Below are 12,311 nucleotides of genomic sequence, written 5' to 3' on the forward strand. Positions count from 1 at the left end.
TAAAAATGAATAAAAAAAAGATCAGAATATTTCCATCTTCCGGGACCGGATGATTTTTTACATTTTTAAAATCTTTCACCATAAAAAATAGCAAAAACCATCTTCATTTCCCGTCTTTATTAAACTCCGATCTACTTTGGTGCTAAAAATTTGACATGCATTGGCTGTAAGGTTCGGAACTTAATGTTTCAATACTGACGGTAATCATTCAATATATCCCTTTTATCATTTTTTCTGAGTTATTGCTTCTCTCTACAGAACTATCTAGCAACCTTACAGAGAATAAATCAACCCGGTTTGATTATGAAATTACCTTCATATTCTACTAAACAATGTAAAAAATTCAGTAATATTTACACATAATCAAGCATTTAACAAGTGTATATCACTAACAAAAGAAAAAAAATTTGTTTTTTTAAAACATCTGCGTATTTTAGTTAAAAATATTACTATGATTTTCGATAAACTAATTAACTATCTAAAGCTCGATAAACAGGAGTTTTCTTTCCAGTTCAACTCACATCCAAACTACCCATCTGCCCTTGCATTCAGTGATACGCTTAACTTTATGGGAGTAAAAAATGATGCTTATGAACTTGATAAGGAATATTGGGATGAACTACCGGAAGAGTTTATCGCGATCGTAGATAACTCCTTTTCTCTGGTAAAGAAATCGGGAGTCAGTTATTCGGTTTATTCCGAAAAAGCAAAAACACTGAATAAAGAGGAACTTCACCAGAAATCTACAAACTTCGTTCTGTTATTTGAAAAGAGCGAAAATGCGGAAAACAAGCTGACATTTAGTTTTACACCTCTTTTATATGTTGTTTTCACCATTATTATTGCTTACTCTTTTTTCACTCAAAACGTATACGAAGCTCTTTTTAATATTCTTTCTCTGGCAGGTGTTTATATTTCCATTGAAATTTTCAACCAAAAATTCGGAAATACATCGACCGTGATCGGCAGTATCTGTGGAGATACTTCCGCTAAACAAACGGCCAATTCCTGCGATAAAATTATCAAACAGGACAAAACGAGTATATTCGGCCTAAAGTTCTCCGATTTTTCACTGATCTATTTTGTAGGACTTGCCGTATTGGGACTTTTCCTGCCGGCAACAGCTTATATTGTAAAAGGATTTACCTTCGTTTCTATTCTTGCCATTGGATATTCTCTATATATACAGGCCTTTGTAGAAAAAGCTTTCTGCAGAGTCTGTCTTTTAATTATTTCTATCCTTGTGGGACAGTTGGCGCTCAGTATTTTCTTCTTTCAGAATACATCACTCAATATAGGAATGCTATTGTTAACAGCGATCTTATGGATTCTTGTTTTTTCTGCGGTTTTATATTTCAGCAATATTCTTTCCCAGAAAGAAACTCTTCAGAAGTCCAATGCCAAGAACCTTAGATTTAAGAGAAATTATGAACTTTTTAAAAGCCAGCTTTTAGAAAATGAAAAAGTAGAGTTCCAGGATACCGAGACTTTTTCATTAGGAAGCAAAGATGCCAAACTCCGTCTTTCTATTGTATCCAACCCCTACTGTGGATTCTGTAAAGACGGTCATAAAATCATGGAAGGTCTTCTTGAAAAGTATCCTGAGGATATTTCTGTACAGATCCGTTTCAATTATTCACAGGAAAGAGCTGATGAGAAGTATACGAAATTGCTTTCAGCTTTTAACTATATCTACCACCACAAACCTCAGAAGGATTTCCTTAACGCCGTGGAAGAATGGTTTGAAACAAGAGATGAAAACAAGATTGTTGCTCTTTCCGGATCAGCTGCAGAAGAAGATCTTACGCCATTTATTGAAATGACAAAAGATAACAGCGCAGCAGGATTGAACTTCACCCCTATTTTCATTCTGAACGGACATCAGTTCCCGGACAAATATGACCGTGATGATATCTGGTTTTTCGTTGATGAATTGATGGAAGACGAGGACTTGCACTAAGAAAATCTTCACGAATTAAAAAATTCACTATCTTAGGAAAAAATATAAGCAGCATCCGAAAAGCTTTGATAGAGTAGGAAAACAGCAAAACTAAATAACACTATGAAAAACTTAAAGAAAATCTCAAGAGAAAATTTAAAGTCTATAAAAGGAGGATTCAGAAGATGTCCTGATAATGGAGAGTGTGGTGGTGACCAGTGTTGTGCCAACGGAGTATGCAGACCTATTGCAGGAGCCGGCCCGAACACTTATTATTGCACACCGCCTACCATGATTGATTTCACACCACAAGGTTAATAGGAATTCGTTAAAAAAAAACCAGGGGAAGTATTATCTTTTCCCAGCTATTAATGATCCTTTAATTTGTATCGATGTATACAATAATGGTGCATGATATAAATGAACGATATAAATTTGAATATTAATTTGAATAAGTAAAAATGTCGTCATATTTTGGCGGCATTTTATAATGAATATCAATTTTGAAGAAATTTCCCTTTTACAAACAGCCGGATGCCAAAGACTGCGGCCCTACCTGCCTTAGAATTGTAAGTAAATATTACGGCAAAAGTATTTCCCTGCAGCAGATCCGTACCCTTTCTGAAACTACCCGTGAAGGAAGCAGCCTTTTAGGCCTTAGTGATGCATCAGAAAATTTAGGATTCCGTTCTCTCGGAGTTCAGATCGATTTTAATACCCTTGCAGAAGAAGTCCCCTTCCCCTGCATCGTACACTGGAACAAGAACCACTTCGTTGTTGTCTACAAAATTGATAAAAATAACAAAGTCTATATTTCAGATCCCAGTTATGGGCTGATCACTTATTCCCGTGATGAATTCATCAAATTATGGATTGGGGAAAATGCCAATGAAAATACGGAAGAAGGAATTGCCCTTATTCTTGAAACTACACCTTCATTTTTTCAGACCGAGTTTGATTCAGACGAAAGCAAGGCCAGTTTTTCTTTCTTATCCAAATACCTGCTTAAGTACAAATCTCTTGTCATACAGCTTGCAGTAGGCCTTTTGGCGGGAAGTTTACTTTCGCTTATTTTTCCTTTCCTTACGCAGAGTATTGTAGACGTCGGGATACAGAATCAGGATCTCAACTTTATTTATGTGGTTCTTCTTGCCCAGATCATGCTATTTCTGGGAAGAATGGGTATTGAAGTCATCCGAAGCTGGATTCTTCTCCACCTTTCCGCAAGGATCAATATTTCGATTATCTCAGATTTCTTTATCAAACTGATGAGACTTCCGATAAGCTTTTTTGATACGAGAATGACCGGAGACATCATGCAGAGGATCAATGACCACCACAGAATTGAGCAGCTACTGACGAGTTCTTCGTTAAATACCCTTTTCTCTTTGGTGAACCTTATTATCTTCAGTATAGTCCTTCTGTTTTATGATTACAGACTGTTTGTCGTTTATCTGGTAGGTGCAGCCCTGTATATCGGATGGATCAGCTTTTTCCTTAGTAAAAGAAAGGAACTGGATTATAAAAGATTCTCTCAGGTTTCACAAGAACAGAGTAAAGTGATCGAATTGATCAACGGGATGCAGGAGATCAAAATGTATAATGCTGAGAAGCAGAAACGTTGGGACTGGGAATTCCTTCAGGTTAAATTATTTAAAATCAGAATCAAATCTCTATCTCTGGAACAATGGCAGTCGGTAGGAGGAAATTTCATCAACCAGATGAAAGATATTCTGGTCAGTTTCCTTTCAGCCAAACTTGTATTGGAAGGGAGTCTTACTTTAGGGATGATGCTTTCGGTACAGTATATCATCGGACAGTTGAACAGTCCACTGTTACAGCTTATCGATTTTATCAAACAGACTCAGGACGCTAAAATTTCCCTTGAAAGATTGGGCGAGATTCACGATAAAGAAGACGAAGAAGACAAAAATGAGCAGTATGCAGGAGAAATTCCTAAGAAAGACATTGAAGTCAGTAATATATCATTCAGGTATATCGGGTCAGATGTTCCTGTATTTGAAGATCTGAGTCTTACCATACCTTATCAGAAAACAACAGCTATTGTTGGAGCCAGCGGAAGTGGAAAAACCACGCTTTTAAAACTTCTGATGAAATTTTACGAACCTACGGCTGGAGATATCAGACTGGGAAGCACCCAGCTGAAAAGTATTTCCCCGAGATTCTGGAGAGATCATTGTGGCGTAGTGATGCAGGAAGGATATGTATTCAATGATACCATAGCCAATAATATCGCAGTAGGAGAAGACCACGTAGACAAACAGAAATTACGGCGTGCCGTAGAAATTGCCAACATCAAAGATTTCATTGAAAGTCTTCCGTTAAGCTATAATACAAAGATCGGAAATGAAGGTGTAGGTGTGAGTGGTGGTCAAAAGCAAAGGCTTTTCATTGCCAGAGCCGTTTACAAATCTCCTGAATTTATCTTTTTCGATGAAGCTACTTCTGCTTTGGATGCCAATAATGAAAAAGTGATCATGGAAAACCTTGAACAGTTCTTTAAAGGCAAAACCGCTATCGTGATTGCACACAGACTTTCAACCGTAAAACATGCCGACAAAATCATCGTTCTGGACAGAGGTCAGGTAGTAGAGGAAGGTAATCATGCCGAACTGGTCGCTTTAAAAGGTGAATACTACAGACTTGTAAAAAACCAACTGGAACTAGGAAATTAATTGACTCCCCATAAAAACATAAGGGAAACTTTATTTTATAAAACATGAAAGAAGATATTTTAGACAATATTGAACTCCGCTCCGAGAGTGTTCAGGACATTCTCACCCAGCCTCCTCATTGGATGATACGTTGGGGAAACAGCGTGATATTAATTATACTCCTGCTTATCCTTGTGATGAGCTACATCATTAAGTACCCGGAATTTGTTGCTGCCCCGGTTATAGTGACATCACAAAATCCTCCTGAGAAAATAGAAGCCAGAATGAACGCGAAAATTGAAAAGATTTTTATCAAAGATCATCAGCAGGTAAAGAAAAACGAGGTATTAATGGTGATGCAGTCCACTGCCAATTATAAGGATATTTTAGAACTGAAAAAACTGGTGGATTCTATTTCTCCCCAGCAGCTGCAGAGTTTCCCGATCGCAATAACCTCAAGATTCAAGCTTGGTGAACTGCAGGGAGATTACAACAGTTTTGCAAAAGCCTTTCAGGATGAGGAACTTTTCACAAGACTTCAGCCTTATGCGCCGGAAAATATAGCCGCGAATCAGAGTATCTCAGAATACAGGGTAAGAATTGCTACTTTAAAACAGCAGAAAAGTCTGGAAATGGCGAAATATGAATTATCAAAAAAGAGCTACCAGAGATCTCAGGAACTTTTCAACCAGGGTGTCATTGCTTCCGTAGAACTTGAAAATGAAAAAATAAAATTCCTTCAGGCTCAGCAGAATCTTGAAAACCTTAATATTTCCATTTCTCAAATGGATGAAGGAATTTCCAATCTGAATAAAACCAAAAGCGGAACAGCCATTAATACAGAAAAAGACAAGATCACTTATTCTTCTCAGTCTTTACAGCTTTTTGAACAGCTTCGTAAATCTTTAAAACAGTGGGAGCAGAATTATCTTGTGATTTCTTCTATAGATGGTATGGCCAGTTTTCAGCAGTTTTTCGGAGAAAATCAGTTTGTAAAAATGTCAGAACCTATTGTTTCCATCCTTCCTACCAATAAAGAAAAACTGGTGGGAAGAATGTCTGTACCTACCGTTAATTCAGGAAAGATTATGACAGGCCAGAAGGTATTGATCAAACTTGACAATTACCGTTTCCAGGAATATGGTATTGTGGAAGGAAAAGTGCAGAACATTTCTCTTATCCCCGATGACAAAGGAAACTATTATGTAGATATCACCCTTCCAAAAGGATTGAACACCAGCTATAACAAAAAGCTTACTTTTGACAAAGAACTTAGAGGAAATGCAGAAATCGTAACCAAAGATCTTAGGCTTATCGAAAGATTCTTCTACCAGATCAGAGAATTATTGGGGTACCAAACTTAATATTCCTTTAAAATATACATAACAAAACCGCAGCTTACGAAGACTGCGGTTTTGTTTTTATGAATGAGTACGAATTTAGACCTACTCCAGGTTACTTTTTTATTTTTCCAGTTTAGGTTTAACCTTTAAAAATATAAAACTGTAATCCGTAGGATATTTCTGATCTCCAACCGATGCATTTTTATGACAGTCCATACACTGTTTCTCTTGGATATAAGTCTCCATTGTGACATTGGCTATATTTTTCGGGGTAATCCCACCGGTCATCAAAGGAGCCTTTTTATTGTTGTCTTTATCCTTCACCGGATTTTCCGGCCACTGCACATTCACCAGTTGATAGTATTGCCACACAGATTTAGGATTACTGGCCTTAATCATATCCTGGATCTGCTTATTCAGCTGCTGTATTTCAGGAGTAATGGCATTGTCTGCAATACGAACCACCTGAACGGGTTTGTTTAAACTGTCTTTTCCTGGAACCGGAGACTGGTTAGGTTTGTCCGTGCTTTTAGGGTCATAAAAACAATACTTTACGGAAGGATCAATCTTTCCATCTGTTGGCGCATTGTTCACGTGCTCAAAAGTCATCCAGGTAAATTGGGGAGACTGATTGGTTTTTCTGATGATATGAAGACCCACCAATCCTAAATATTTCTGTGAATATTTCCCATAGATCGGCTTATTATTCTTATCAAAACCTTTGATCTCCGGAACCATCGCCATGGATATTTTATAAAAATTCTTCAGCGATTCCAGCTGATCTTCCGGAATGATCCGCCATGCCGCTTTGATCTCAATAGATTCCATCGGAAACCAAACCCCTTGATTTTGGGCAGCAAAGGCACTTAAGCTTCCATAATTATAAAGTTTATTATCACGCACAAAATCACTTTCAACAGTATTCATCCGGATTTCGTACCAAACGATGTTTCCGCTTTGATCGGTCAGCCACGCTCCTTTAGCCTGCATGATCTCGTCTACATTTCCTCCCAGCATTGCTCTCAGCTTAGGTTTCGGAAGACTTGCATTGATATCCGTAAACTTATTGATTTCATTGATGTACTTCATATACCCGTTTTTGCTTCTAAGATTCCATTGTGCTGGTGGTTTGGCAGCAAATACATCATCAATACTCAGGTAGCTTTCCCATACCGTAGGTTTGTAGTCTCCGGGCATCCCGTAATCAGCGGCAACCGCAGTAGTATCAGGAACTCCCCTTTGGTCTGAAGCCAACCAGTTCAATGCAAGAAAGTTTTTCCAGGCAAAACAGTTCATTACATTCTGAGAACTGTTCACACAGCTGGAATCTGCCGGCAGCTGATACGTTACCGATGGAGGATCACAAAAGGCACCACAGTCGAAGTCTGCCATCTTTTGAGAAAAGCCAACTCTGGAGTTTAATTTTTTGTCCTTTTTTCCGGATTCACATGAAATTGAAATTAAACTCAATAGAAAAAAGGAAAATAATAGTGTTCTCATTTCAGTATTTTTTGAACCTGTTTGATTTGCTGATCAGAAAGTAAGGTCTGGTTTGGCGTAATGTTCAGTTTTGGAAGTGAACCCGGTGCCACGACTTCAAGAACTCCTGAAATTGTATATTTTGGATCTGAAGTATTATTGTACAGCGCAAGCGGTTTTTCTCCCAACGAGACGGCAGCATGAACGGTAATATCGATCATGAACAGCTGGTTATCATTTCCAAGATCCTGATAATCGGTCACAGACACACTGATTCCAGGACCAAAATCAAAACCTGTTTCCCTGTTGGCATCACTGGCCAGCACAGCAATTCCGCTTGTAGTGGTTCCTGCTTCAATCTGGGTAATGCATGAGGTTAAATTAGAAAACGTATTCAGTTTGTTGTAAAGACTCGCCTGAAGCAGATTATTATCCAGAAGATACTGTACACTTGGCAGGGTAACATCCGGATCTCCTACCGGTGGGTATTCCTGAGGCTTGTCACTTCCTCCCGGAATTCCTGTTCCTGCAAGCTGTACTTTAAAAACATCCGCAATCTGTGAGCCCCATTTTAAAGGCTGGCCCTGTACTTTAATATCACTTAGTTTAAATTGAGCTCCGGCCGGAACCTCAAATCTTGAATGAAGAACCATATTAAAAGGATAAAAATCAGTCCCTGGATTGGTAGCCGTTCCTCTGATAATTTTATAACAGTCTTCAATAGTATACCCTTCCGCTGAATCCGGCATGGCAAACTGAGTAAAATCCGGCATCTGACCATACAGTGCTATTGGGTTGGTCAATGATATTTTCAGCTTTTTATTATACACCAGGGCATTTACATTCTGTCCGATACGGGGATCACTGTTTCTGTAGATCTGCCCGTACTGTGCAGCACAAATCAGTGTATTCGCATCAGTAATCACTTTTCCTCCAACTACTCTTAGAATAGTAGCTGCTGCTCCAAGATAGATCTCTGCACCTAAAGAATTGGGCGGACTGGTAAGATGTACCGCTCCTCCTCCTTCTGCTGTAGCCGAAGAGCCGTTGTTCCATTTATTAATCGGATTATAGGCAGGCAGACCTGTTTCTCTTACTATAACAGGATTCCCATTTTCATCCAAAAGATAGAGATCTTCCTTCTGTACATTGGGGTTATTAAGAATTTCTTGATAAAGCGAAACCACCATATCCTGAGAAACTTTCCACATATGGAACCAATATTCCGGATTTTCGTGGGTGAAATTTACAGCGATAATATCTCCGTTGGTATCTCTGGTCACGCTCCATTCACAGTATTCATCCTGCCAGCCTCTGGGACCGGAAGGGCCGAATGCTTTTGTATCCGTATTAGTCGGATCACATGGATTTTTAGGAACCACCAGTTTTGTACCATATTTTTCAGTGAATGCATTCGGTCCGATATCAGCAAGTTCATGCAGCTTGTCCTGGACTTCATTAGGAAAATCCTTAGTAAACTGACTGGTAAAATAATGATTGATTCTGTTCGGGAAAGCACCCCACTGGATTGGGACTGTATTATTTTTATTAGGAGTAACAGGTGTTACAAGAGGATTATAGTACCAGCTTCTGGGATGATCATAACTGCTCGACCATGGATTTCCCATCTGTGAATTAATGGTACAGTATTTTACGTAATTGCTCCAGGCATTTTCGATCTGATTTCTCAGATCTGGCTGGTCTTTAAAATCTTTGTCAGCCTGATAGGCCGGGGTGTCAAATTTTTTCATGGTTTTAATTTTTAATGGTATGTAGTTTTAAGAATTTGAAGTAACTGCGGTAAGAATGTTCATTCTCCCATACATCAGCACCGAAAGTGCAGTGAACCTCCTATTTCAAAAAAAGCACCACCAGAAAATAATTTCTACTGATGCTCACGTGAAAAGTAAATTATGATACTCAAAGCTAGAAATTCCTCTTTGAAATTCTTTACGTATTTCTACGCAAATTTATTTTTCAAAGTTTATACCTATTGCTAGAACCCTTTTAATACGGAAGGAATAACAACCTTAAAAATCCCAAGAATGGGAAATTAGTATCAAGTCACAAAAAAACCGCACTCCTCAGTGCGGTTTTCTCACCCTTATTTTACATAAGTCCGGTGAAGTAGAATATAGTAGAAAACAAAAGTATTCAGTTGAATTTTAATACATTTTTTATATTAAGTCTGGTCTGTGCAATCATAACACGGAGCAGCTTCAAACGAAAGCTGAAATGCCATCCCGGAGATCTCGGATGTTCCATATGTTCGCTGATCATGATGAACGTAACGACAATCATCGCCAGATTATGTCCGGAATGCAACAACATCGGGAAAAGCATTAGTGCCCATCCTGCTCCCACACACCAGATTCCGTGCATAATTCCAAACATAAATGCATCACGATCTGCTTCGGAACCGAACGCAGCAAGTGCAACGTGATCATGTCCACGGTTCAGACATTTTTGCTTGATCGGAGAAAACTGCCATATTACTGCAATGATTCCAACACCCAATGCAGGAATGTAAGAATTCGGTAACAGCAGATTCAGCCCTACAATGATCGCATTCATAAAAAAGCCCATAACGATCCATACTGCTGTATATCCCAATATGAAAAGTAATGCAGACCAAAACCTGCGGCTTTTGAAACTTCGATCATAAATATACTGAACCGGCGTAATCAGTTTAGGGAGCATCATCGCCAATACCATCAGGGTCCAGCCAATCATCAGATCAGAGACCGGATTCATCTGAAGCATCATCTGAAGTGAAGCTTTGGATGGTCCCTCAAGGGTAACATGACAATGCTTTACCGTCATAATACCACCGGGATTAAACAGCAGAATTATCCAAAAGAAAGCACTTACCACCAGAATCGTTATACTTATTGAATAACGGATCCTTTTCGAGGTTTTCATAGTTTCTGCTCTTCACGGTAGATGCTTACGCGACCTACCGTAATTTTTTCATCAGAAGGAATCACATTATCCGGCAGGATGGTTACATCCAGAGAATTAATATCGAGCTGATTATTGATAAACAGGTTGTCGATAATGTCTGTAATATTAAGGATAAAGGTAAGTCCTGTCCCACCATTGTGCCCGTCTTTGTCGGAAGCATTACGCAACCCGAAAAGAGAAACATGTCCGGCCAGCTGATGGTTCACAGAAACGTTCAGAATATTTGCATCTCTCGTTCCTTTCACATTTTCCAGCTGAAGATAGACCTGATCCGGTAAATTGGATACAGAGGCTTTCATCAGACTGTTGGGTACATTCTTCCAGGAACTGCTTTCTAATGTAACGGTAGTTTTCGCTCCTGATCCGTCTATCTGAACCTGTCCGGCATTGGCACCTACAAGTTCTGAGTTGTCTCCTAAGTCCATATCTTGTTCTTGTAAATTTTCTGTTTCTACAGATTGTGCTCCTAATTTAGTCAATCTTTGTGATAACGTTTTCTCTACTAATGGAGCCGTTGTTGGTTCAAGATCATCATAGGTATAATCAAGCTTAGCTAAGCTGGTCATTTCTGCCGGAGTATAGACCCAAGCTTTATTATCGGGTAAAGGCATGATGAATTCTCTTTCGCCGTAAAGTGCCGGTCCTCCTAACCACAGTGGATTAATGGGATTGCTGTTCTTTACATTCCATGCAGCCCACATTCTGTCGATATTACAGTGGTGAAGATAGAAAATAGGATCAAGTCCTGCAGAATCAGGATCAGACATTATTCCGTCATTTCCTCCTACCTGTACATGCACGAGATTATGTGGATTACTCTCAAGGTTACCACTGGTAGCTCCGTCGTGTGAAAATTTGGTTTCCGGTCCGCCATACCCTGGCTTTGAAGTTGCAGAATTGCTTCCTGTATAAATGGTATTTCCCTGACAAGCTTCTGAAAGCGGCGGAATCACCACATAAACGTTTCCATCACTTTTAGGACCGTATCTTGCGGTTACATATAAAGGATTCGGAGTTTGTCCGTCCGGAAGAGTTTCTTGTGTAAATGCCGGAGGTATTTTGTACTGGTCACCTGATCCCAGATAATTCCAGTATGGAAGTGCCCAGTCTGCCGGACCTCCTAAGCTGATTACCGCCTGACGGATCTGTTCTTCCAATGCAATAAGATAACCACGGTGCCATGGGGCAAAATACCAACTCTGGTGCTGGCACTGATTCCAATATTTATTCATTATATCTGTGCTCGGAAGTGGACTTGTCGGGATACTTGGAGGTCCCGGAATAACATTCCAGTTAGGAAATGTACTTCCACCCATTTGCTCACCATGCATGGCTGCAAAAAACCACCAGCTGTTTTCGTCATTTAAAGCCCGGGACTGCATCACCCCTACTGCTTTTGCATACCACAAAAGATCCGGGTTGTCAAAAGTACCGTTATACTCCCAAGCATTTTTTCTTGTAAACTTTGCCATAGAATTAGTTTTTAGTTTTTCTGGTTATCAATTTTTTATCAAAAATTCTGCTCTTTACAGGCAGATTTTATGTTAACCACAAATCTAGGCACACGACATGAAAAAGGATTACGTATTTATACGTAATTTATCCCATATTAGTGAAATTTAATAAGCCGATTCTGCCGGAGTATAAATAGTCAATTAGAAACTTAAGGATGGATAGTGTATGAAAAAAAGAATAGATAAGTCACGTAAAACTTATCGTAAGGAATTTTTAATTCATCTTTTTAAAATAAGTAACAATGAATCATTAAAATAAAAAAGGGAAAGTAAATCTATTACTTTCCCTCTTATTGTAGCGAAGACGGGAATTGAACCCGTGACCTCAGGGTTATGAATCCTGCGCTCTAACCAACTGAGCTACCTCGCCGTTTTGGTGGTGCAAATATAGAAAATA

At 39.0% G+C, this 12,311-nt stretch carries 8 protein-coding genes and 1 tRNA gene; 4 read left to right on the forward strand and 5 right to left on the reverse strand.

Features of this window, described 5'->3' with window-relative positions:
• The first annotated feature begins 451 nt into the window (after positions 1 to 451).
• The 4 genes from IW22_RS08550 (at position 452) to IW22_RS08565 (ending at position 5,978) form a co-directional block, all read left to right on the forward strand.
• On the forward strand, positions 452 to 1,960 hold the full coding sequence (locus IW22_RS08550) for a vitamin K epoxide reductase family protein (protein WP_034725710.1): 1,509 nt from the start codon (positions 452 to 454) through the stop codon (positions 1,958 to 1,960).
• A 102-nt stretch (positions 1,961 to 2,062) separates the two neighbouring features.
• Positions 2,063 to 2,257, forward strand: a complete 195-nt coding sequence (locus IW22_RS08555; RefSeq protein ID WP_034725711.1) for a bacteriocin-like protein — start codon at positions 2,063 to 2,065, stop codon at positions 2,255 to 2,257.
• Between the two features lie 185 nt (positions 2,258 to 2,442).
• Complete coding sequence (locus IW22_RS08560; protein WP_034725713.1) at positions 2,443 to 4,635, forward strand: peptidase domain-containing ABC transporter; 2,193 nt, start codon at positions 2,443 to 2,445, stop codon at positions 4,633 to 4,635.
• 44 nt (positions 4,636 to 4,679) lie between these two features.
• Positions 4,680 to 5,978, forward strand: coding sequence for an HlyD family secretion protein (locus IW22_RS08565; protein ID WP_034725714.1), 1,299 nt, complete (start codon positions 4,680 to 4,682; stop codon positions 5,976 to 5,978).
• A 99-nt stretch (positions 5,979 to 6,077) separates the two neighbouring features.
• Here the strand turns inward: IW22_RS08565 and IW22_RS08570 are convergent, their stop codons facing one another.
• The 5 genes from IW22_RS08570 to IW22_RS08590 form a co-directional block, all read right to left on the reverse strand.
• Complete coding sequence (locus tag IW22_RS08570) at positions 6,078 to 7,457, reverse strand: hypothetical protein (protein ID WP_131401711.1); 1,380 nt, start codon at positions 7,455 to 7,457, stop codon at positions 6,078 to 6,080.
• The gene (locus tag IW22_RS08575; RefSeq protein WP_051891164.1) at positions 7,454 to 9,187 is read right to left on the reverse strand and encodes a hypothetical protein; all 1,734 of its coding nucleotides are present in this window, start codon (positions 9,185 to 9,187) and stop codon (positions 7,454 to 7,456) included. Before IW22_RS08575 ends, IW22_RS08570 begins: the two co-directional genes overlap by 4 nt.
• Before the next feature lie 403 nt (positions 9,188 to 9,590).
• Complete coding sequence (locus tag IW22_RS23615) at positions 9,591 to 10,358, reverse strand: DUF2182 domain-containing protein (protein ID WP_051891165.1); 768 nt, start codon at positions 10,356 to 10,358, stop codon at positions 9,591 to 9,593.
• The gene (locus IW22_RS08585; protein WP_034725716.1) at positions 10,355 to 11,872 is read right to left on the reverse strand and encodes a tyrosinase family protein; all 1,518 of its coding nucleotides are present in this window, start codon (positions 11,870 to 11,872) and stop codon (positions 10,355 to 10,357) included. The genes IW22_RS23615 and IW22_RS08585 overlap by 4 nt, the downstream gene beginning before the upstream one ends.
• A gap of 338 nt (positions 11,873 to 12,210) precedes the next feature.
• A tRNA-Met gene (locus IW22_RS08590) sits at positions 12,211 to 12,284 on the reverse strand.
• Between the last annotated feature and the right edge of the window lie 27 nt (positions 12,285 to 12,311).

Source organism: Chryseobacterium sp. JM1, from assembly GCF_000737715.1.
In the GTDB taxonomy this organism is placed as follows: Bacteria; Bacteroidota; Bacteroidia; order Flavobacteriales; family Weeksellaceae; genus Chryseobacterium.